Consider the following 22,201-nt stretch of genomic DNA (forward strand, 5'->3'; position numbering starts at 1 on the left):
CGCCTATTACTGCTATTACATATACCGCCACAAATATGGTTGAAGGAACTCAGGTGGAATTTCGAGTGTATGCTTTTAATGCAGCAGGACCGAGTAAGCCATCATTAGTTAGCGATCCTATCACATTTATGGATCCATACGCAACATACTAAAAATGAAAACTCCCGGGAAATCATGATATGAATTGCCCGGGAGTTAAACGAACAATGATTGAAATAACATGACGGCCCTAAAAACCGCAACCTTTTACGTGAGCAAACTGGTAAGAAGAAACTGGTTGTTTTACTTCTTTATTCTCGGGATACTGGGATACACGATAGGTGTATTGATCCCGCCGGATACGAATCGCGTTCTAGGGTCGAATATCGCATTCGCGTCATCCATTCCCTTACGCGGGATTTACTTTTTGAACCTGTTTCAATCGTTAATCATTACTTTCATCGTTTGCGACACCCGGAGAAAGCAAAAAAAAAGCGGATACCCGGGAAGTGCTTTCCACGCGACCTGTCGGCAACGGGCAATCCTATTTATGGGAATTTTCAGGTGTTCTTCTTCCGTTCCTTGCAGTAGATGTCATTTTCATGATTGCTTGCGTGTTTATCAATATATTCGTGCCGGATTCACCGGTTAACCCCTTGATAAATCTATTTTACCTTCTCACGCGCATACTGCCCTCGCTCGTTTTCATCACCGGGTTATCCTTGCTTGTCAACAGGTTGGTCAAACGCCCTTTTTTAAATTGGCTTATCCTGACCGTTTTTCTCTACTTGGCGTACGCTTACCTGACAACACCCCTTCACGGGATACTGGATTTCCGCGGCAATTGGTTGCCAGACTCTTTTTCCACGATAGCCGGCTTTATGCATCTCGAGGATTACCTGCTCCAGCGCATCGCTTTTTTATTGTTAGGAACCAGTTTTCTTTGTTTTGCCGTTCCACTCGCGAAGAGATTACCCGGAGTCCCCGGACAAAAGCCTTATTTTATAGTTTCCGCCTCCCTGCTTCTGGTATTTTCCTCGTGCCTGGGGTACATTTACGTCGAGAAGTTTCAAACCCGCTTGAAGAATAGAATCGCCTATCGCGAAGCGTTTCTCGAATACAATAAATACCCCACCTCACGCATGCTCACCCACGACATCACGTATCAACCCAAAGGGAGTCAGTTTTCGGCAACAAGCCGGATGAAGGTCCAAAACCAGAAAAAAGTAAAAATGGACCGGCTCTTACTCTTTTTAAACCCGGGACTCGAGATCGACAAGATTGAATCCGACGGGCAAAACCTTCCCTTTCACAGGGATCGCCAGATTGTCGTCATCGAACATTCCCTGGCTCCCGGCGAGAAGATCGAACTGGAGATCGAATACGGGGGAAGTATCGACGAGGATATTTATCAGGTAAATATCCCCGACGAGGATTTCTTCGCACCCGTCGTCTACACCTCCTTCCATGAAAATTACGGTAAACGCTCGGCTTTCGTTTCAGATAAATTCACGTTGCTTGTACCGGAAGTGATGTGGTACCCGACAGCGGTTCCACCGGTCGAAATGCAGGCATCCAAAGAGGTTAATTTCACAGCCTATACCCTTCGTGTTAAAAAACCGGGCGAGATGACCGTCTCGACCATGCACATAGGTAGAACGGTAGTTCATAAGCGTGTTCTTCTCTGTGTCCACGCCTGCACGCTTTTGAGATTTTCAACCAATTACTTAGCTATTTTCGTCCAGGTTTTGCATATTTTCCGCGAATTCTTCGTATCTTTGTCATATGCAAGGTGAAAAAAAACAACCTATCCGGTACTTTTTTCAACGATTCGCAAACAAGTACACGTTTGTTACTCTGGTATTTGTTATTTGGATCGTTTTATTCGATAAATACAGTTTTATCGACAAGATCCAATTACAATCCAAAATTCTCAAACTGGAAAACGAAAAGCGGTATTACAAGAAAAAGATTGAAGAAGACAACCGGAAAAAAGAGGAGTTATTGAGTAACCGGGATAATCTCGAAAAATTCGCGAGAGAGCAGTATTTAATGAAAAATGAAAATGAAGATATTTTCATTGTGATAAAAAAGTAAACGTATTGGGAAGAATTGTTGCTATCGATTACGGGAAAAAACGGGTGGGAGTTGCCGCAACAGATCCTTGTCGTATTATTGCCAACGGTATCGCAACGGTCGGATCACATGAAATTTTACAATTTTTGGAAGTTTATACTTCTAAAGAAACGGTTGATCTGTTTGTCGTGGGCTACCCGAAGCAATTGAATAACACGGATTCCGAGAGTATGGTTTATATTAAACCTTTCCTCACGGCACTAAAACGAAAATTTCCGACCATTCCCGTGGAAATGTACGATGAACGTTTTACCTCCGTATTAGCTCATAAGGCCCTGTTGGAAGGAGGAGCTAAAAAAAAACAAAGGCAGAATAAAGCGATCGTCGACACGATCAGCGCAACTATCATCCTACAGTCTTATATGGAAAAACAACGGAATTTAAACATTTAACTATGCTTTTACCTATTTATATCTACGGACATCCGATCCTTCGAAAAATATCGGAAGATATCACACCCGATTACGAAGGACTACCCAAATTATTGGAAGATATGTGGCAAACCATGTACGAATCGGATGGCGTAGGACTCGCCGCACCCCAAATTGGAAAAAACATCCGTATCTTCGTGATAGACGGAACTCCGTTTGAAGAATACGATCCCCGGTGTAAAGATTTTAAAAAGACCTTTATCAACGCGCACATCATAGAACGGACAGGAGAGAATGTATTACAAAACGAAGGATGTCTCAGTATCCCCGGGATCCACGAAGATGTTCTCAGAAAAGACAAGATAAAAATTGCCTATAAAGACGAAAATTGGGAAGATCACGTGGAAGAATTCGAGGGGATGCGTGCCCGTATCATACAACACGAATACGATCATTTGGACGGGATAGTATTCACGGATCATCTTTCCGTATTGAAAAAAAGACTATTAAAGAGCAAGTTAAACAATATTAGCGCCGGTAAATTTAAAATAGACTACAGGGTCGTATTGCCGAAATAATCCGGCCGTCCAAAAACATACGCCGTAGTTTATTCATTATAAACGAATCGCGTATGTTTGCCTTATTCAAACATAAATATCCTTTTATACTGCTATCCTTTCCGGTAACAGGCGGGATTTTATGGAGCAGCCATATAACGGCCTTCACGCTCCAAGGATACACGGTAGGTATACTTCTCTCGCTCGCGTCGATTGCATACACTTTCCTACTATCCCGAAATTTTCTATTTCAAAATCTATCCCTTGTCCTGTTCCTCTTTTTCCTCGCCGCGTATAGAAATTATTCCCCTGAAGTTCCTATTCCCCTGAACGGGAAAAACTATGCCATAACAGGAGAATACACCGGTCAATTCTCCCCCGATCACTACATCATAAAAAACAAAGCGTTATGCATACGTTTACAGGTTAAGGATTCTCTCTGCCCGGAAATCGGGGATTGTTTCTATTTCCAGGCCAGGTTATTTCCCCTCTCCTCCCGTTCCAACATTTATGAATTCGATTACAACGATTATCTCCGACAACAGGGAATTCATCTACAAGGGATCGCACTCTCTCCGCTGACTCCCGTCAAACACCGATCTTCTTTTTGGGGACTTTCGCAAAAAATCCGGAAAGCGTTACTTGAAAAATTAAATCACACGGTAAAAGATACGACGACACGCTCTCTCTTACAAGCACTTTGTCTCGGCTACAAATACAATATCCCCCCGGATTATCGAAAAGTATTTCAATCCACCGGAACAGTCCATTTATTAGCGATCTCCGGTCTGCATATGGGAGCCATCTATCTGTTATTAACGTCTGTTTTATCTGTACTTCATCTAAAAAAGGGAGAATGGCTGCTTATTCCTTTATTATGGCTGTTCGCTTTCGTATCGGGACTCTCTCCGTCGGCATGCAGGGCTGCCTCGATCTTAAGCTTTATTGTCATAAGTAAATTATTACATAAAGACCATACCCCTTTAAATGCCGTCGGGGCCTCCGCTTTTTTCACCCTGTTGATAAAACCGGCGCTACTTTATTCCGTAAGCTTCCAGATGTCCTACGCGGCATACACGGGAATCGTACTGCTTTATCCCGTTTTTCGGGTAAAATCCAACCGCCGGCCCGTCGTTATTCAAAAAATATGTTCGCTTTTTTTTCTCAGTTTAGCGGCACAGATCGCCGTCCTCCCCCTGACAGCTTACTATTTTCATTCTTTGACGTTAAACAGCGTTATCATTAATATCGCGGCCATTCCCTTGGCCACGGCTCTATTATACGGGGGTATTTTAATACTTGCATTGCCGGGATGTATCGGCTTGCTTGTCTCTCCTTTTATCGTAGGTATAGAACGATCTCTTTTATTCCTACTACATATTTTTGACCGCTTTTCTCTCGTGCAGGATAATCTTTACCCTACCCCCGTACAACTCGTTTTAATTTACCTCCTCCTCTTGTCTTTTCGGGCCTACACAACCAATCGCAAATCATACATCCGACATATCATATACCTCGTCTCTCTCTCTTTGCTCCTCTTCAACGGTATCTCCCGATACGAAAAACAAAGCAATCAAGAGGTCGTTATCTATCACCGCTATAACAGCTCTATGATTCTTTTGAATTACAAGGGATATTATACCTTTTTAAAGAATACCTATCCCCATTCACGGCATCTTCCCTATATCGAAGCGAACCGTCTGAAAGCCATCCCTCCTCATCACAGCTTCATTGCGGACGAGATACAACGTTTGCATAATCGGCTTATCTCTCCCTCCTTTTCATTATATATTGCCGACTCTTCAACCCGGAACATTCCTCCTACCGACTACCTCGTTATCACCGGCAATATTTTTCCGCACCAGCTCTCCTGTCTTTCCGAAAGCCAATTGAAAAAAATCATCCTCGACGGCTCCAATCGCAGTCGTAGCATTGAAGCCTGGAGGATATGGGCAAAAGAAAAAGGACTTCCCTTGCAGACCACTAATGAAAACGGATCGCTACAACTCAAACTAAAATAGCTCTTTTATTGCAATTTCATTCGGCAAAATTATGGTATTAAAATTATAATTCTTTATTTTGCTGGCTTAAATAACACCTAACTAAAATGAATATCGTTATAGCGGGAGCAGGAGAAGTCGGAACACATCTCGCGAATATGCTCAGCAAGCAAGAGCATAACATCATGTTGATAGACAGCGATCAGGAAAAACTCGAATTACTCGAAAACCAACTGGACGTGTTGTCTATCGTGGGGTCGTGTACCTCTATCGGAGCCTTAAAAGATGCCGGTGTAAACAAATGCGATCTCTTCATTGCGGTAAATCATTTAGAAGACCAGAATATCAACTCAGCCATATTGGCCAAAAAATTAGGGGCAAAACAAACGATCGCCAGAGTAAATAACAGCGAATACTTAGAAAATGAGAACAAAGAGTATTTGAAAATGATCGGGATCGACTCTTTGATCTATCCAGAACGTTTGGCGGCAGAAGAGATTGTCGCCTCTTTAAAGCAAAGCGGGTCAAGACAATTACATGAATTTTCCGACGGGAGGCTTCAGCTGCTGGGTATTAAGCTATGGGAAAATGCCCCGGTTTTGAACCTGACCCTGATCAAAATGGCAGAACGCTATGGAGCACAGAACTTTCGGGTCGTCGCTATCAAAAGGGCAGACAGGACCATTATTCCCAGAGGATTAGATTCATTCATGTACGGGGATTTGGTCTTTATTGTGACAAAGCCGTTTTATGTACCCAATATCTTTGCCCTCTGCGGAAAATCACAATACGAAATTAAAAATGTCGTTATCGTGGGAGGTTCCCGCATCGGAGTGAAAGCAGCCTCCTTGCTGGAAAAAAATTACAATGTAAAAATTATCGAGAAAGACCGGGAAAAATGTATCCTCTTGGCCGACAAATTAAAATCGACTTTGGTTATCAATGGTGACGGAAGAGATCTCGCACTCCTCCGGGAAGAGGGAATAAAGAATACGGATGCATTCATCAGCGTTACGCACTCCTCCGAAACAAATATATTGTCTTGCCTATTAGCCAAGAAATTAGGAGTGAAAAAAAGCGTGGCGGAGGTAGAAAATATCGATTATATCGATCTCGCCGAAAATATAGGTATCGGAACATTAGTCAATACGAAATTAATCGCCGCTTCACACATCTATCGCTATACCATGAATGTAGATGTAAAACACCTGAAGTTCCTGACGTTTTCCGAGGCGGAGGTTTTCGAATTGACAGCAGAAGCAGGCTCCAAGATTACCAAAAAAACATTGGCAGATATAAACTTTCCCCTCAACGCCACAGTCGGAGGGGTCATCCGGGATGGCGAAGCCATTATCGCCAAAGGAGACGTGCAAATTGCAGCCGGAGACAACGTGGTTATTTTCGCTTTGCCCAATGCCGTAAAAAAAGTAATTAAGCTCTTTCAGAAATGATCAACTTCCGATTTATCGTAAACATCATAGGAAAACTTTTATTAGTAGAAAGTGCCTTTCTCGTGCTTTGTATCGTTGTCGCTTTAATTTACGGGGAAAACGATTTACTGGCATTCATCTACTCCGCCGTAATCACCTTGACAGCCGGATCGCTTATGGCATTTACGGTAAAAGTAAAGGACCGGGTTTTAGCAAAGAAAGACGGATATTTTATCGTAACCTCTACCTGGGTCATTTTTACCGTATTCGGTTGTCTACCTTACTTGTTTGGCAATACCATCCCCTCTATTGTCGATGCCGTCTTCGAAACGATGTCCGGATTCACCACGACGGGCTCTTCCATTATTAACAATGTCGAAGCCCTACCGCACGCGACTTTATTCTGGCGCTCCCTGACCCAATGGATGGGAGGTATCGGTATCATCGTATTGCTGCTGGCCATCTTACCCGGTTTCGGAATTGAAGGACGGGATATGTTCGTGGCGGAAGTAACAGGCCCGACCCACGATAAATTCACGGCCACCTTCACCTCAACGGCCCAGCGCATGTGGACTCTATACTTGTCCTTGACCCTTCTGCAAACGGTTTTCCTTCTTTTAGGCGGGATGGATCTTTTCGATTCCATCTGTCATTCATTCACCACCATGGCGACCGGAGGGTATTCAACGAAACAAAATAGCATCGCTTACTGGGACTCAGCCTATATTCAATATGTATTTATTATCTTCATGTTTTTGGCAGGAACCAATTTCGGACTCATGTACTCCGTAATCTTAAAAAAGATACGCAATCCTTTCCGGGATGAAGAATTCAAACTCTATTTTCTTATTGTCGTCGTATCCAGTACGATCATCGCTTTAGGGCTCTATTTTAACGGATATTCCGATTTAGAGAAAAGCATTCGCGATGCCCTGTTCCAAGTCGTTACCATACAAACGACCACCGGCTACGCGACGACCGATTACCTTCTGTGGCCTCCTCTCTTGGGTATAATTATTTTCGTCTTGATGTTTGTCGGAGCCTCGGCGGGTTCCACCTCCGGTGGACTAAAATGCGTTCGCATAAGCCTGTTGTTTAAAAATTCGTTCATCGAGATGAAGCGAATCATACACCCCAACGGCATCATTAACGTGAAATACAATAACAAAAGCGTGCATCCGAACATCATGAGCGGAGTGATGGGATTCGCCATTCTATACATCTTCATATTCGGCATCTCCAGCGTTATCATGTCTTTTTTCACGAAAGATATCGCGACAGCCTGTAGCGCCGTTATTACCTCCCTGAGTAACGTGGGACCGGGATTTGGAGAGATCGGCCCGATGGGTAACTTTTCCATCCTTCCCGGTATTGCAAAAATATTCCTGGCAATCCTAATGTTAGTCGGTCGTCTGGAGGTATTCACCGTACTCGTTTTATTTAGCAGAACTTTCTGGAAAAAATAATTGCGTTCGGAACAAACAATAAAAAACGGCGCCATCTTAAAAGAAAGCGCCGTTATAGCATAAAAGCGGTCTTATAATTCCCCTAATCCCTGACGGATCACGGCTATTTCATCTCCCGTACAATCCAATACGGTAGAAGGAACATTTTTACCGTACCCTCCGTCAATGACCAGATCTACCAATTTTTCATATTTTTCATGAATCAATTCCGGATCCGTAATGTATTCGACCTCTTCATCGGGACCTCCCTTTACGGAAGTCGTCAGCAAAGGCCCGTCCAACTCTTTTACAATGGCCTGCACTATAAAATTATTTGGAATGCGAATCCCTATCGTTTTCCGCTTATTCATCAACACATTCGGTAATTTATTCGTGGCAGGCAACACGAAAGTGTAAGGGCCCGGTATATACTGCTTCATCGTCCGGAACACCTCATTATTCACTTTTGCATAAATGGATATGTTACTCAAATCTTTACATATCATCGAGAAATTCGCCTTTTCCGCTTTCACGCCGCGGATGGCCGATACCCGTTGCACCGCTTTCACGTTATTAATATCGCATCCGATAGCATAGATCGTATCGGTAGGATAAATAATCACGCCTCCGTCGTGTAACAAATCCACAATCTTTCGAATCTCCCTTTCATTGGGATTATCCTCGAATAAGCGTACAAACATAACCCGCTGATTTACGAGTTCACCTTCTTGTAATCAGCCAGAAATGCGGCTAAACCACTATCCGTCAACGGATGTTTCAATAACCCCTTGATAGCATTCAACGGACAGGTCGCTACATCGGCTCCGGCCTCTATACATTGAATAATATGTTGCGTATGACGAATCGAAGCGGCTAACACCTGAGTATTGTATCCGTAATAAGCATACATATCAACAATTTTTTCCACTAATTCAATACCGTCACTACTGATATCATCCAATCTACCAACAAAAGGAGAGACGTAAGTAGCACCAGCTTTAGCAGCCAATAAAGCTTGCCCCGGTGAAAAAACCAAAGTACAATTCGTACGAATTCCTTTTCCAGAGAAATATTTTATCGCTTTAATTCCATCCGCGATGCAAGGTACCTTCACCACGATATTGGGATGTAAAGCAGCTAATTCCTCTCCTTCTCTTATCATTCCTTCATAATCCGTAGCGATCACTTCCGCACTTACATCACCATCTACAATATTGCATATTTCGATATAGTGTTTTTTGCAATTTTCTACTCCCTTTATTCCTTCTTTGGCCATCAACGAAGGATTTGTCGTCACTCCGTCCAATACCCCCAAATCATTAGCTTCCCTAATCTGGTCCAAATTTGCGGTGTCAATAAAAAACTTCATATAATATCATTTTTAGGTTTAACATCATGAACTGCACACAAAAATATAAACAATATCCGAATATTATTAAAAATGAAGAATTAAAAATATCATTCTCAACTCAATACACCAAATAACAGCCAAGCTATCAATAAGGTAAAAAACACATTAAATACCTGGGCTCCCAGAAAAGCATAAGTCGAACGTCTGTTTTCGGAGGTAATCAAACTCCTGAAATCCGTTTCCAAACCGATTGAAGTAAACGCAAGGGCAAACCAGAGACCCTGAATATTTTTCAGAATCGGTTTTGCCTCACTCACAACGGAAGGGTCTATCAGAAAAGAAAATACCAAAGAAGCAGCTACAAAACCCAACACGAACTTCGGGAAACGGGTCCATATCACTTTTAAAGTCGGTTTTTCCTCTACGCCCTCTACCTCCTTTTTGGTATAGGACCAATATATGCTGATTAAAAAAGCGGCAATACCCAACAATACGTTCTGAGAAAATTTCACAATGGTACTGGTCTGTAAAGCGACTTCCCCGTATATAGCGCCTGTTGCGGCCACCGCCCCGGTAGTATCGATAGTTCCCCCGATCCATGCTCCGGCCATATCTTCCGGCAAATCGAGCAATTTAGCCAGGGCCGGCATAAGTATGATCATCGGAACCGCTACTACCAAAACCAACGAAACGACATAGGACAATTTGGTTTTATCCCCTTTGATTGCTCCAGCCGTGGCCACGGCTGCCGATACGCCACAGATGGAAACAGCACTGGATAACATTAAAGCCATCTCTTTATCAATACCCATTCTCTTGCATAACCAGAAACAAAAATTCCACACCACGAAGACAACGATACAAGACTGTATCAACCCCAGCGAACCGGACTTCAGCAAGTCTCCGAACAATACGGTCGTTCCTAATAACACCAATCCGATTTTCACAAAAAGCTCCGAAGAAAGGGACTCTTTCAACCACTTGGGAATAGAAAAAACATTGCTGATGAAAAGGCCGATTAATAAACTGAATATCACCGTCTCCAATCCCCAATCCTTTAAAAATTTATTCCCGCCGACCACCATAGCCAAAAGCGTCAAAAAGAACACGACAGGGAAACTATAGATAACGGATCTAAAACTACGGCCGTTCATTCTTCCGGCAATCAACGCCATAATAAACATAAACCCAAAAACCAAAAGAGCATGCCCCACGTTATCTAAAGCAAATACCTTATTAATCAAGACATCTGCATCCGGCCAGCTAAAGGAAGGCCACTGCGGTTTCAACTGAAAAATTATCAATAAAATAATAAACCACCCCACTATTGCTGAGGTCCAATCTTCGGAAATCTTACATTTACTCATCTGACTAATTCTTAAATTTATTCAGCGACAAAAATAAGATACATTTTTTTTCAATACATCCGCATTTTTACTGATTTTATATCAATACATTTCCAACATCCCCTTTATCGCCCCCCAGTAATACTCTTTCCAGCCTTCCACGATTTCATCATACACCTCGTCCGGAATATGAGTATGCAATAACTCCACGCGAGTCGTCTCTTTTTTCTTCTTCAATTCGATCGTTACTACCGAAGGGTTTTCTGTTTCTCCGAAAAACCACTCCTGCACCACCCTCTTGTAAGGCTCTATCTCTAAGTTCACACCACAGATATCTCCTTCCCAAAGAGAAAAAACAAACCCCTTCTCAGCCTTCATTTGTGCCGGATAACCGCTCCAAAGCTCGATTTGAAAAGGATTGGTCAAAGCTGCAAACACCTCTTCCGGATCGGCAACTATTTCAATCGTATACTTAAAATCCATAAACTTTTTCATATAAAAGAAAAGGCTGATTTATTCAGCCTTTTCTCTTTATTATCTATCCTATTTATTTCTTCTTATATTGTGCATTCAACTGTTTCAATATGTCTTGCGTTATATCAAATCCGTCTTCTGCATAAAAAACAGTTCCACCCAAGGTTGTACTCAAAATTAAATTATAACCTTTTTCCTTGTTGTATTCTTTCAAAAAAGCAATAATAACATCATACAACTTTTTATTGATTTCGTTCTGCTCACGCAGTATACTCTCTTGAGTTTCCTGTTTCAAACGCTCCATATTCTGACTTTCGAGTACGATATCGTAATACTCCTGATTGGCACTCTCCCGGGTCACGAACCCGTTATTCTCCAACTTACGTTGATATTCGTCTTGTCTCTTTACCAGGGATTTCATTTTCACGTTCATGTCCGTCTTATACTTCTCTATCTTTTTCAAAAAAGCCTCATTCAATTCTCTCGACTGAGTGTAATTACTCAATAAGGTATCCATATTGATATAGACGATTTTAGCCTCAGGATTAACAACTTTTACTCCTTCCGATTCATTGCCTGCTTTATTACTTCCTGCAAAATGCAAAATATACAACACGACCACGGCAACTAACAATAACACATTTAATCCTATCGAAAAATTTTTCATAAAATATAACTTTGTTATTAATAAATCGATTAACTGGAAACGGACTTCCCGGTGGAAATAGTTTCAGTTACAAAGATAGTCTTTCTTCTTTTAGTTGGCTCGTTTTTCCCTTTTTTCTACATAAAAAATTTTCTTTAACAGGTCCACTTCATCCTGTCGAATCGGGCGAAACCGTTCATATAATTTCCGAGACATATAAAGCTTACGAATCGTCCTTATCGATTGGACCCCCACTCCAAATCCAACATCCACATGTCCCTTGTTCTCTACCGTATGAGCAAATTTTTCTATCTGCATTTTCCGATTCATCTCCCGGTCCATTTTCGTTACCGGAGAAAAAGCCCCGGCAACAATCCCTTTTTCATTATATAAGGCATTCTCCATACTGCGGTCCGGCTTATAATCTTCCAATACATAACGGGGGATGACCACAACCTCCGCCAATAATACAGTATCCCGAGTCATAAAAATCCCTAACAGATAATCTCTTTGAGTAAGCGTATCGCTAACGACTATTTTCACGGGCACATACCCCACGTGAGAAAAGACCAACGTATCCCCCATCTTTACCTCAAAAGCGAAACGCCCGTCCTCGTCTACTCCCCGGTAAGTACTATCCAATCGGCAGAGAGCGTTCCGGAGCGGAAAAATACTATCCCGATCGCACACTACTCCCGTAACGAACAGATTATCCTGCTTCTCAACCTGTCCGTTAACACTATATATGCCATAAAAGAAAAAAAATAACAGGAAAAACTTAAATCCTCTCATTCTCCCGAGCAATTTCACTATTCTGCAAAATATTCAGCAATAGCTCCCTTGCCCGAAACAACTGAGCTTTAACAGTTCCTAAGGGAATCGCCAACTCCTGAGCAATCTCTTCATAAGAAAATTCGTCAAAGTAACGTAATTCGATCAATTTCCGATAACGTCCTTTCAACATCGCCACTTTTTCACGCATGAATTCTGCGCGTTGATTGCGAATTGTCTCTTCTTCCGGGCTTAATACATCCGCCGGAACACTATTGATATATCCCCGGTCGTCCGGATTGATATCATCTTTATCTAAAGAAACGGTTAAAGCTTTTTTCTTTCGTATAAAATCAATGGTATTATTCGATGCGATCTTAAATAACCACGTACTGAAAGCAAATTGAGGTGAATAATAATTTAAACTCGCAAAAGCCTTTTCAAATGCTTCGAACATCAAATCTTCCGCATCGGTACGGTTATTCACCATCTTCAATATCATGAAATAGACGGAATCTTTATACCTTTTAAACAACTCTGCATAAGCTTTTTCGTCACCCCCAATCGCTCGCTTTACAATTTTATAATCATAAAGCGCTTTTTCTGATAAATTATTCGTTATCTCCATTTCTTTCTGTTAAAAAATGAATATCCATTCCAGTACCATCGATAGGCAAAACCCACTGTACTTACGACTAACGAAGTTAGGAATAATTTTCTTTGTTTTAGATGCTTAGAGTAAATATTTAACAATATAAAATCTAATAAAAATGTTAAAAGAACTAATATTAATAAATATTCCTCAAAAACACCCATAATTATAAAGCAAAATGACAAGCCGTAAAATAAAATACGCACAATCTCATCCCCTTCCACTTGCGCACGCAACGCGATCGGCCATTTGAACTTACTGGCAAAGTAATAAGAAATCTCATCCACTCCACCCTTCTTATCGTTTTCATCTACAATCATATAACTATTCGGGTCTTTTACCACTCGAACCTTTCCAAATTTAGACAATTCCCTAACCATATCGTTATCGTAACCTAAATATGATTGCGAATTTCCCGTGAAACCGCGATTCTTTATGTAATACGATTTTCTATACGCCATGTTACATCCATCACCCAAAATATATTTTTTCGATTTCACAAGAAAACACATTTTCAAAAAACGTAATAACCGAAAACACCGCCGTTTCATTATACCCGGTCCATCCTCGATATAATTGGAGAATCCCAATACGACCGCCGTATCTTTATCAAAATAGGATTGCATCGTTCTTACCCAAAAAGAGGAAGCAGGACGACAATAACTCTCTGAAAACAGCAATATGTCATGTTTCGCCGCCAATATTCCTATATTAATCGCCAGTTTCTTCGTAAAACGAAATTTCGTGTCGGGAAAGATACGCGTATAGCGTAACTGAGGATACGCCTTTTGTATCTCGGCCAAAACATCCTGAGTATCGTCCTCCGAACACTCATCAACCACGATCACTTCGTAGTTTTCATAAAACTGCATTAAAAAACTCGGCAGATTTCTCTTCAGGAATTCGGCATTATTATGGGAAACAATAATAACCGAAACCCCTTCCTTCGAACCTCCCACTCTTTTTTTATCCTTTCGCAAAACGGAGGTACTCTTATATATGACGTAAAACAGGTGAATCCCCCACAAAAAAAGCAGAAAAATCGCCACATACCCGTAAAACCCATACCCTTCCCATATAATCCGAAGATTCTCCATAATAAAAATATTTGTTCCATCGTGCAAAAATCGGACAAATATACATACTTAAACCTTAAATTACCGTATCTATTGAACAATTTTATTTACATTAGAAGAGAATTTACGAACACAAAAATAGCTAAACTATGAAAGGACAAAAAACAAAAGGAATCATTGGAATATTAACGGGAGGAGGAGATGTCCCCGGCCTGAATCCGGCCATCAGAGCCGTAACAATAAGGGCTCTGAGAGAAGGCTATAAAGTAATCGGAATACGGAGAGGTTGGAAAGGACTCATTGACATTATCCGTGATCCCGAGTATGACAATTCGGATAACTTTTTCGAATTGACGGAAGAAATCGTAAACAGAGCAGGACGTACGGGAGGAACTTTTCTCCATACCTCGAGAACACGGGCATCCCATGTACCCAAAGCAAGCGTTCCGGAACATTTACAAGACAAGTACACGGACGATATAAACGATTTAACACCGGAAGTATTGAAGAACTTAGATTTTATAGGAGTAGATTTTCTAATACCCATTGGAGGAGACGATACCCTCAGTTACGCGGTCAGATTGAGCCAAGAAGGGGTAAGAGTTGTCGCCATTCCCAAAACGATGGATAACGATGTGCCCGGAACCGATTACTGTATCGGCTTCAGCACCTGTATTACCAGAACCATCTCCCTTACTCATGATCTAAGGACCTCTGCCGGTTCACACGAGCGTATCCTGGTTTTGGAAGTGTTCGGCCGATACGCCGGATTCACGGCCATGTTACCCACGTTGGCCGGAGCAGCCAATCGATGCGTTATCCCCGAATACCAGTTCGATATAGAGCTGTTGACGGAGTTGCTCTGCGAAGACCGGTTTACCAATCCAAGCAGGTATTCTGTCGTCTTGGTTTCAGAAGGAGCGACTTATTCCGGAGGAGATATGATTTTCCAAAGCGAAGAAAAGGATATGTTCGGGCATAAAAAGTTGGGAGGAATAGGAGACCTGATTTCTCGGCAACTGAAAGAGCTGACCCCCCAATTCAACCGGGGAGAAGCCATTGACACCATTACCCAAAAATTAGGTTATCTCGTGCGTTGCGGAGATCCGGACGCTTTAGATTCTATTGTTCCTATGGCATACGGGAATCTCGCCTTGGATTTAATCAACAAAGGATTACACGGACGATTGGTCATCCTCAGGAACGGTCGCTACGACAACGCTCCCATCGAGATCGTCACCAGCTCGAAAAAATTAGTCGACGTCCAAAAATTCTATAACACGGAACGGCTTCGTCCCAAATACAACAGTTTTGAATTTATGCCCCAAATGATCTTATAAAAAAGCGGTCTCTTTGTGGGTTACCTTTATTTTCGAAATGAATTTTAATTTTGCTTAAAATTCACTGATTGATAACGTGTTAACAAACGATACAAGTACGGATTAAACCGTATAACCACTATTTCGCCGAGAGTCCTACACTTTTCAAATAGGCTTCTATGTAGGTTAATTAAGCTGACTTGATGCCTACCAAGGCGAATTAAAAGTACCATTTAACTAACACGTTATCCTTATTATGTACACGATCAACATCCGGGGCAAACAAAACCCCAAGGACCAGAAAATGGTCAAGCTGGAGATGATATTCTTTAAAACCGGCTATACCCGCGTACCAAGGGTATTAATATATTACCGGTTCATTAGAGGATTGAGACGCCAAATCACAGAGTTTCCGTGTCGGCCGTGCGGAAGCGACTGCCAAGAACAAACTGTTGTTCGATTTGCGTACCAAATACCTGCATATGGCCGACACGCGGGAATCGGAAGAACGCAACAGGTCTCCGGTTCAACATTCACATTGCTTTGACGAAGTGAAACAAACCTAATCGGAGGTCAAGTCGGTTCTTCAGACTATCTCGAATTACGTTTCAAAGAAAAAAAACGCATCAAAAACAACCAAATCGTCGACAGTTCCAACAACGCGAAAAAATACGCCGAGTTACGCAGGACCAATGCCTGTAGGATGCACTTTTTCCTCGGTCTCCTTTTTCAAGGCGAATTCGGTAGATTCCGACCGCTCTTTTTCGCCTTTCCGGTTCCTTTCTTTTTCCCGCAGGTTACGGCGTTCCATAAGTTCGGGGAAATGCCGTTTGATAAATTGTCCCAGCGAGCAGGCGTGCAGTCCGAAACGGCGGGCGATGGATTTCAAGGATTCCGGGGTCGTTTCATACAGGCGTATGGCTTCCGCGTATTTCTCCATGCTTTGAGGCGATACCATTTTACCGTTCTCCGTCTTTTTCATTCCCAAGCTGGCGTGCAGTTCCGGCTCGTGTTCTTTCAGGTATTGTCTAAAGCATTCCGGATGCAGACCGAACTCGGCGGCGACCTTTGCCGTTGTAAGTCCGCCCTCTTTCAACCGGGCTATGGCGTCCGCGTATTTGGCTGCCGTAGCAGGGTTATATCTTCGCACGGATGACCAGTCCACAGGCTTGCCTTCCTCGTAAGGAATGCCTTTTCGCCTGCAAACCAAGTCCTTGTGCCATGTTTGCAAGTATTCGTAAAACCCTTTTATCGACACCCCCGTCTGCTTGGCTATCTTTCTGGCGGACAACGGCGTAGTGCGGTACCAGTGTAGGGCTTCCGCGTATTTCTCAATTGTTTCAGGGGAAGGAGCATGAAGCGTTCCACGCCCCGTTATCTTGCCCTTGCGTTGCTGTCTTACAGCCCGTTCGCGTATCTTGATGCGATTTTCAACCAACTCCTTGTGGTAGAATATCAAGTGTTGTTTCAATCCGGTGTAGGAGACATTGCAACGCTTGGCGGCATCCTGTAGCGTGATATAACGGTCGGCACGCAAAAGTTCCACCGCCTCGGCATACTGTTCTTTGCACCACTGGCGCATACCGCGCGGCAGGTTATCGTTCAAACCCAACTGTTGACGTGTCCGCTCACGAAATTCCAGCACGTCGGGATAATGTGTAATCAACTGTCTGGCAAGGTTCGTACCGTCCAATCCGAATTCACAGGCAATCTGCGATACGTTGCATGCAATATATTCCATGCTGTCACACGCCGCAATAGCCTCCTTGTATTTGGCATGTGTTTCGGGACGCTGTCCGCATCGCTGACTTATTTTAATACTGCCGGCTTCCTCCAGACTGTATTTGATACCCTTTCGTTTCAGCATCAAATGGCGATGATAGGTACGGATATATCGGGAAAATCCGCTGAGAGAAACTCCGCACTGCCGACCTATCTCGACATAGGAAAGATCAGTGGCAGTGTACAACTCCAGTGCTGAACGATATTTCGCTTCCGTCTCCGGCTTGCACCCTCTTACCCGGTTAGACCCGTTCTCTTTTTCAAGGCTGCTCCGATTGATTTTGCTTTTTCTGGTGATGTACAAACCACTTACACCACCGCTAATCGTCAAATCTCCACCGGTGACTGTCAGGTTATGCCCCGTACCATCAAGTGCATATCCATCCGGAATGGTAAGCGTGATGTCTCCTGCTAACCCGAGCTGCAAATCGTTATAGACGCGGATAACCTTGTCCTCGCCGCAATACGCATCCAGCTCTTCCGCGTTGCCGGAGGCGAGGGCCGTAATGAGGTTTTCCAACTCTTCCTGTTCGCGGATTTCTTTCACGGCCATCTTGACAATACGGTACCGTTCCTGCACGGTGCTATAACGAAACTCGGCATCTTGCATAACGACAAACTTTAAGGCGTGTTTATGCCGTGGTTACCGTTGCGGACCGGACGCACGGGGAAGCCGTCACAAGGATAGAAGGTGTTTTTCGGGCGTACATAGCTATTGCTTCCTTCATCCATGCGCGAAAACTCGAAATTGTAAGAGTTGTTGTCGTCATTTTTCACATTTCCCGCTGCCCAGACATAGCCGATCTTGTCCAGATGATAGACATCCGCATAACTATTCCAATCCCGATAACCGGTCTGGGGGAATATGATCGACTGGTATTTATCGGGATTCGTATAAAACTCGTAGAGGTTATCCGAATATATTCCGCACGACTGGGTCGTCTCATCGTAGTCAGCGATGTTCTCAACCCGCACATCGTACCATTCCGGAGAGTAATCGGTGTTGTTACCCGTGGTCGTGAAGCCGGTGAAAGCATTATAATGGGATACCTGATAACCTACCGGACATGGATCATATATGGTCTTAAGAATTTGAGCTGACGGGTCTGTTCCGGGGCGTCCTTCCCACAGATTGGCGTATGTTTTGTTGTCGCTGTCAAAATCATGTCCTCCCGTCCCCGTTGTTCGTGGTGGATTGTGCCATGTATCTGGTTTCTGTATAAGCAAGTGCAGGGCAGCACGTGTGGTCAACTTTGAATCATCGAAGTAACCTGTGAGCAGCGGAGGATTATCGTTGACATCATATCCTATGTAATTCCATCTCTTCTTATTAACCCTGTCTTCTGTTCTTCCACCGAAAGGATCCTTGCGCCCCCACTGGTAATAGGGATTATTGCCACGGGTGAAAGCCATGTGCGATTTTTTGACAATCTTTATCGTCTGTATCTTATTACCGGAAATAAACTGGACCTCACACTCGCGTTCTTTGTAATACTTTATTTCCTCTCCGTCTTCGGAACACCAGCCTAGATTCATCGGCATGAATTCAAACTTGCGATTAGTATCATGGGCGGTGACCTTGATGGTCTTGTCGCTGTCCTCGACATCGAGACGGGTTACCCAGATGTGCCAGCTCCATATAGCATTGGGATAAATAACCCTCCACGTACCATCATTTACTTTTTCAGGTGCCTTGTCGCTTATCGCTATAATGGCATTTCCCTGCTTAATATTCGCACCGACATAGAATCTGATTCCTCCTTTTCCATCGTAAGCATCCGGTAAATATGTCGGGGATTCGTCATGCGGCTCACTTTCCCACGTATAGCTTGGACGCAGAAGATCGTTCACGTCCTGCCATACGAAGTACGCGTTTGTGGGGTTGCAACCTTCGTTTTTTTTGATATAGGGACTTGTAATAGGCTTATTGAGATGGTTCCTGAACACTGACAATATATTATCACCAGTACTTCCGCCGGTATATGTGTAGGAACTTTTATTATCTATCCCGTTGTGAATCGCATTGCCATATACCAAAGGAAAGATATACCATCCCGGAGCATCGACCATGTAGCAGTTGGCCGTGCAGACGATACTGTTAGGTGTACCATTCGGATCTGCAAGATTGTAAGGGGCGTCTTTCGAACCTTTCGAGGGAGCGGATTGCAGTTTGGCATTTATGTTTATTTTTTCATCGGGTTGCAGTCTCTCTTCTTTGACTTTGAACCCCACCTTTTTCTCGTATGGGACATCGCCATCTTCAATAACGCATTCGAGCCACTCGGAAGCATCGGAAAAATCCGCCTTACCGGAGTCACGGTACTTTATCGAGAAATCCATCTTTATTTTCTCGTTCTCCTCTATATAGCTCGTAACTGTTACAGTGTTTTTGTCACTGAACTTATGCCCGCGGTTGGGCAATGAATTGTCAGGGACGAAGACCTTTCCCTGGTAATTCATCACTTTAGGCTCTGTCACCTCAAGGACCTGTTCCTTGTATTCTATGTGCCAGTCATAATCATTGGCGAAATTGTTGAATTTCAGGGTCAGTTTGTAGTGATGGTTACGTTCTGCGTTGTAGTCCCTGTATATGTCTTTGCCGAGCATGAAGCGATAAGTTATGATTCCGTTTCCGGGGCGCTCGGTATTCGTCGATTGGTATATCGCCTTGACCTCGATATAAGTGCCGTAAGGTTTGTTGTCTTTCCAGCCGGAACCCTCGACATCTTTATCCGGATTGGGATAGCCTATGGCATGGTCATTGCCGTTGTTATTTCCCGGTCCGGGGGCCGTCTGCGTCTTGTCCTTACCTTCGCCCTGCATATTCTCGTAGAAGAAGAGAGCATCAGCCGTTTCCGAATGATCCGACCCGTATGTCGGCGTTTGGTTAGTGATAACGGCCTTATAATGGTCTTTGAAACCGTCCACATCGGGTTGGATATCGCCCTCGAAATATTTTATAATACCTCCGTCATGTACGAGTAAATCATTGTGGGCAGGTGTATTAGGCATTCCCAGCGGACATGATCTGGGTATGTCCTTTATGGAGGCAGCCATAATATAGATGGATACATCTTTTTTGAGGTTCGAGCCGTCATAAGCGATGGTCACTTTGGAAGCCGCACGGCGCACCCACGCGTGGAGTTTTACGCTTTTTTCATTCACTACAAGAGACTCGTCGTCCGCTGATAGAGCGGGAACAGATTTTTTTGTAAAAAAGCCTATCATCTGGCCATTGTTAGCTATGTTTTCGGAGTCCCATGCGAGGGGAATATTCTTGAGGTCTTCCACTGTTTTTATGGCTTCAGAGTACTTCGAGTTTGTAAGTAAGTCGGGGATGTTCGCAACGGCATACATATAATACTTGCCGAATTCGATTTCTTCCGGCAGCTTGAAAGTGGCGCGTCTCGTTTTTTCTTCCGCGCTGTGCCCGTTTTCCGCATCCGTGTTTTTACGGTCTTCATCGGACATGGTGTATCCTTTTATCTCCCAGCTCTTTTTCAGTGCCTTTGTTTCGTAATCATACAACAATACATGCAGAGAGCTGATATCCTTTAGGGCATCCCCGGCAGTCCGTGCACGGGCTAGCGCCGAGGACATGGGTTTGAAGTCCAATGTGGCGGAAACCATCGCGTGACCTTCGCCTATGGTTTCTTCCTTCAGAAATTCGTCCTGACAACCGGCAACGATAAAACTCATCAGGAAGACAATCATATATTGTGTAAAACTCTTCTTCATATACTTCTTTCCATTTATTTTTTTACAATCCAAATGCTGGATAAAGGAATTTTTCGCTATATGGAATCACATCAACTACGATTTCATTACTATTATACAATGTTATGTCCACCACGACATGGGTGTTACGAAAAAGTGCCTTCAAGTTGGGCAGCGTGTAGACAAAAGGTTCACTCCTTCCGTCTATATTAATTGTCAGGGTGTACTCCTGCTCGCCATCCGTTGTACCCGCCTTGGGGTTCATGCTCTCGGGCAGGTAGAAAACGGGAACATTCTCTGCTACACCCGGTTTTGAGTTATCAGGGTTTTCCATATCAACTGCCGGTACTCCTAAAGTAACCGTCCCGTGGGTATAGGTCTTTGTCTTATCCGCTTGTGTAGGTAATTGGTAGTCCTTCAACCAGCCGGCGGCTTCCGTGGTGGCGTAATCGTCATTTTCGGACGAAGCGTCGGAAACCTCCTTCAACCAATTTATCCAAGTTTTCCCATTGAATAATTGTCGGTTCTGTTCGGTGTCATCGACATGCGCCATCAGAAAGTTCTTGTCGGCATGGCTCGCTATGGTGAAATTGTTCACAGTCACTTTCTCGCCACGCCAGTTCATAAAGTTCACCGTGAACTTGGTGGCGACACGTACCACGTAGAACGTCCCATAGAAACTTCCTTTTTCAGGGAAATCTATTTCGTACATGGAGGACATCGGGATGGATTTTCCGCCCGAGTAGTCCGGAGCGAAATAGAGCCCGTTCACCGCAGCTTCAAAGCCGGACGTACTCTCTGCATAATTGTCGAAGAAACCGGTCAGCGTTTGGTTTGGCCCCGCTACGCCTTCTACAGTCGATACGCTCTCTTCATTGGCGAAGAGGAATATCTTTTTCTTTTCGTTGGGTTTTACCTTAAGTAATATGTATTTTCGCTCTACCGCACCGCCCAACCGATAAAATTCGTTATGTTCCACCGTCCCATCAGCATGCAGGATCACGACGCGCACACTTTTCATCTTCTCGTTGTCAGGCAGTTCTGCCAGTTCCGACCTCGTCTGTACAATCGGCTCTATATTCAAACAAAGAGCAGCTTCCATAGTGTCCTCCGGTAAGGATTCTTCCCGACTGCTGCACGCCACCATAA

At 43.5% G+C, this 22,201-nt stretch carries 20 protein-coding genes; 9 read left to right on the plus strand and 11 right to left on the minus strand.

Annotated features, from left to right (window positions below):
- Positions 1–220 precede the first annotated feature (220 nt).
- From DMB45_RS10160 to DMB45_RS10195, 8 genes are all read left to right on the plus strand, one after another.
- Complete coding sequence (locus tag DMB45_RS10160; protein ID WP_041502442.1) at positions 221–631, plus strand: hypothetical protein; 411 nt, start codon at positions 221–223, stop codon at positions 629–631.
- Complete coding sequence (locus tag DMB45_RS10165) at positions 582–1,775, plus strand: M1 aminopeptidase family protein (RefSeq protein WP_146216438.1); 1,194 nt, start codon at positions 582–584, stop codon at positions 1,773–1,775. Before DMB45_RS10160 ends, DMB45_RS10165 begins: the two co-directional genes overlap by 50 nt.
- Positions 1,765–2,076: an FtsB family cell division protein gene (locus DMB45_RS10170; protein ID WP_041502444.1), complete on the plus strand. Its 312-nt coding sequence runs from the start codon at positions 1,765–1,767 to the stop codon at positions 2,074–2,076. Before DMB45_RS10165 ends, DMB45_RS10170 begins: the two co-directional genes overlap by 11 nt.
- A gap of 5 nt (positions 2,077–2,081) precedes the next feature.
- A complete protein-coding gene (gene ruvX / locus DMB45_RS10175) occupies positions 2,082–2,507 on the plus strand; it encodes a Holliday junction resolvase RuvX (protein ID WP_041502445.1) in 426 nt (141 codons plus the stop codon).
- Positions 2,508–2,509: 2 nt separating this feature from the next.
- Positions 2,510–3,064, plus strand: coding sequence for a peptide deformylase (gene def / locus DMB45_RS10180; RefSeq protein ID WP_041502446.1), 555 nt, complete (start codon positions 2,510–2,512; stop codon positions 3,062–3,064).
- A gap of 53 nt (positions 3,065–3,117) precedes the next feature.
- The gene (locus DMB45_RS10185; RefSeq protein WP_041502447.1) at positions 3,118–5,064 is read left to right on the plus strand and encodes a ComEC/Rec2 family competence protein; all 1,947 of its coding nucleotides are present in this window, start codon (positions 3,118–3,120) and stop codon (positions 5,062–5,064) included.
- 86 nt (positions 5,065–5,150) lie between these two features.
- Complete coding sequence (gene trkA / locus DMB45_RS10190; protein ID WP_041502448.1) at positions 5,151–6,494, plus strand: Trk system potassium transporter TrkA; 1,344 nt, start codon at positions 5,151–5,153, stop codon at positions 6,492–6,494.
- On the plus strand, positions 6,491–7,939 hold the full coding sequence (locus tag DMB45_RS10195; protein ID WP_041504761.1) for a TrkH family potassium uptake protein: 1,449 nt from the start codon (positions 6,491–6,493) through the stop codon (positions 7,937–7,939). Before trkA ends, DMB45_RS10195 begins: the two co-directional genes overlap by 4 nt.
- Positions 7,940–8,010: 71 nt before the next feature.
- Here the strand turns inward: DMB45_RS10195 and DMB45_RS10200 are convergent, their stop codons facing one another.
- The 8 genes from DMB45_RS10200 to DMB45_RS10235 all read right to left on the minus strand — a co-directional run bounded on the left by DMB45_RS10200 (position 8,011) and on the right by DMB45_RS10235 (position 14,255).
- Positions 8,011–8,619, minus strand: coding sequence for an L-threonylcarbamoyladenylate synthase (locus tag DMB45_RS10200; protein WP_041502450.1), 609 nt, complete (start codon positions 8,617–8,619; stop codon positions 8,011–8,013).
- Positions 8,620–8,630: 11 nt separating this feature from the next.
- Positions 8,631–9,287 carry a fructose-6-phosphate aldolase gene (fsa, locus tag DMB45_RS10205; protein WP_041502451.1) on the minus strand — a complete coding sequence of 219 codons (657 nt, stop codon included), beginning with the start codon at positions 9,285–9,287 and terminating at the stop codon, positions 8,631–8,633.
- 95 nt (positions 9,288–9,382) lie between these two features.
- Positions 9,383–10,636 carry a YeiH family protein gene (locus DMB45_RS10210; RefSeq protein WP_041504760.1) on the minus strand — a complete coding sequence of 418 codons (1,254 nt, stop codon included), beginning with the start codon at positions 10,634–10,636 and terminating at the stop codon, positions 9,383–9,385.
- An 81-nt stretch (positions 10,637–10,717) separates the two neighbouring features.
- Positions 10,718–11,098 (minus strand): SRPBCC domain-containing protein, encoded by a 381-nt coding sequence (locus DMB45_RS10215; RefSeq protein ID WP_041502512.1) that lies wholly within the window; start codon positions 11,096–11,098, stop codon positions 10,718–10,720.
- 64 nt (positions 11,099–11,162) lie between these two features.
- Positions 11,163–11,756 carry an OmpH family outer membrane protein gene (locus tag DMB45_RS10220; protein WP_041504759.1) on the minus strand — a complete coding sequence of 198 codons (594 nt, stop codon included), beginning with the start codon at positions 11,754–11,756 and terminating at the stop codon, positions 11,163–11,165.
- A gap of 90 nt (positions 11,757–11,846) precedes the next feature.
- Positions 11,847–12,527, minus strand: a complete 681-nt coding sequence (locus DMB45_RS10225; protein ID WP_041502454.1) for a peptidase associated/transthyretin-like domain-containing protein — start codon at positions 12,525–12,527, stop codon at positions 11,847–11,849.
- The gene (locus DMB45_RS10230; RefSeq protein ID WP_041502455.1) at positions 12,514–13,134 is read right to left on the minus strand and encodes an RNA polymerase sigma factor; all 621 of its coding nucleotides are present in this window, start codon (positions 13,132–13,134) and stop codon (positions 12,514–12,516) included. The genes DMB45_RS10225 and DMB45_RS10230 overlap by 14 nt, the downstream gene beginning before the upstream one ends.
- Positions 13,125–14,255, minus strand: a complete 1,131-nt coding sequence (locus tag DMB45_RS10235) for a glycosyltransferase (RefSeq protein ID WP_041504757.1) — start codon at positions 14,253–14,255, stop codon at positions 13,125–13,127. Before DMB45_RS10235 ends, DMB45_RS10230 begins: the two co-directional genes overlap by 10 nt.
- 128 nt (positions 14,256–14,383) lie before the next feature.
- Between DMB45_RS10235 and DMB45_RS10240 the strand changes: the two genes are divergently transcribed.
- Positions 14,384–15,574 (plus strand): 6-phosphofructokinase, encoded by a 1,191-nt coding sequence (locus DMB45_RS10240; protein WP_041502457.1) that lies wholly within the window; start codon positions 14,384–14,386, stop codon positions 15,572–15,574.
- Positions 15,575–16,232: 658 nt separating this feature from the next.
- Here DMB45_RS10240 and DMB45_RS14905 read toward each other — a convergent pair.
- Genes DMB45_RS14905 through DMB45_RS10260 form a run of 3 tightly spaced genes read right to left on the minus strand, consistent with a single transcriptional unit; the run spans position 16,233 to position 22,196 of the window.
- The gene (locus DMB45_RS14905; protein ID WP_236684933.1) at positions 16,233–17,945 is read right to left on the minus strand and encodes a hypothetical protein; all 1,713 of its coding nucleotides are present in this window, start codon (positions 17,943–17,945) and stop codon (positions 16,233–16,235) included.
- Positions 17,946–17,956: 11 nt separating this feature from the next.
- The gene (locus tag DMB45_RS10255) at positions 17,957–21,073 is read right to left on the minus strand and encodes a hypothetical protein (protein WP_052634404.1); all 3,117 of its coding nucleotides are present in this window, start codon (positions 21,071–21,073) and stop codon (positions 17,957–17,959) included.
- Positions 21,074–21,095: 22 nt separating this feature from the next.
- Positions 21,096–22,196, minus strand: a complete 1,101-nt coding sequence (locus DMB45_RS10260) for a hypothetical protein (protein ID WP_181416511.1) — start codon at positions 22,194–22,196, stop codon at positions 21,096–21,098.
- Positions 22,197–22,201: the final 5 nt, after the last annotated feature.

The organism is Sanguibacteroides justesenii (assembly GCF_003204205.1).
GTDB lineage: Bacteria > Bacteroidota > Bacteroidia > Bacteroidales > Marinifilaceae > Gabonibacter > Gabonibacter massiliensis.

Bases quoted from the DNA above. Each gene is read 5' to 3' on its own strand.
- DMB45_RS10160 (WP_041502442.1), top strand. From the start codon at position 221: ATGACGGCCCTAAAAACCGCAACCTTTTACGTGAGCAAACTGGTAAGA.
- DMB45_RS10165 (WP_146216438.1), top strand. From the start codon at position 582: ATGATTGCTTGCGTGTTTATCAATATATTCGTGCCGGATTCACCGGTT.
- DMB45_RS10170 (WP_041502444.1), top strand. From the start codon at position 1,765: ATGCAAGGTGAAAAAAAACAACCTATCCGGTACTTTTTTCAACGATTC.
- def (WP_041502446.1), top strand. From the start codon at position 2,510: ATGCTTTTACCTATTTATATCTACGGACATCCGATCCTTCGAAAAATA.
- DMB45_RS10185 (WP_041502447.1), top strand. From the start codon at position 3,118: ATGTTTGCCTTATTCAAACATAAATATCCTTTTATACTGCTATCCTTT.
- trkA (WP_041502448.1), top strand. From the start codon at position 5,151: ATGAATATCGTTATAGCGGGAGCAGGAGAAGTCGGAACACATCTCGCG.
- DMB45_RS10195 (WP_041504761.1), top strand. From the start codon at position 6,491: ATGATCAACTTCCGATTTATCGTAAACATCATAGGAAAACTTTTATTA.
- DMB45_RS10200 (WP_041502450.1), bottom strand. From the start codon at position 8,619: ATGTTTGTACGCTTATTCGAGGATAATCCCAATGAAAGGGAGATTCGA.
- fsa (WP_041502451.1), bottom strand. From the start codon at position 9,287: ATGAAGTTTTTTATTGACACCGCAAATTTGGACCAGATTAGGGAAGCT.
- DMB45_RS10210 (WP_041504760.1), bottom strand. From the start codon at position 10,636: ATGAGTAAATGTAAGATTTCCGAAGATTGGACCTCAGCAATAGTGGGG.
- DMB45_RS10215 (WP_041502512.1), bottom strand. From the start codon at position 11,098: ATGGATTTTAAGTATACGATTGAAATAGTTGCCGATCCGGAAGAGGTG.
- DMB45_RS10220 (WP_041504759.1), bottom strand. From the start codon at position 11,756: ATGAAAAATTTTTCGATAGGATTAAATGTGTTATTGTTAGTTGCCGTG.
- DMB45_RS10225 (WP_041502454.1), bottom strand. From the start codon at position 12,527: ATGAGAGGATTTAAGTTTTTCCTGTTATTTTTTTTCTTTTATGGCATA.
- DMB45_RS10230 (WP_041502455.1), bottom strand. From the start codon at position 13,134: ATGGAGATAACGAATAATTTATCAGAAAAAGCGCTTTATGATTATAAA.
- DMB45_RS10235 (WP_041504757.1), bottom strand. From the start codon at position 14,255: ATGGAGAATCTTCGGATTATATGGGAAGGGTATGGGTTTTACGGGTAT.
- DMB45_RS10240 (WP_041502457.1), top strand. From the start codon at position 14,384: ATGAAAGGACAAAAAACAAAAGGAATCATTGGAATATTAACGGGAGGA.
- DMB45_RS14905 (WP_236684933.1), bottom strand. From the start codon at position 17,945: ATGCAAGATGCCGAGTTTCGTTATAGCACCGTGCAGGAACGGTACCGT.
- DMB45_RS10255 (WP_052634404.1), bottom strand. From the start codon at position 21,073: ATGAAGAAGAGTTTTACACAATATATGATTGTCTTCCTGATGAGTTTT.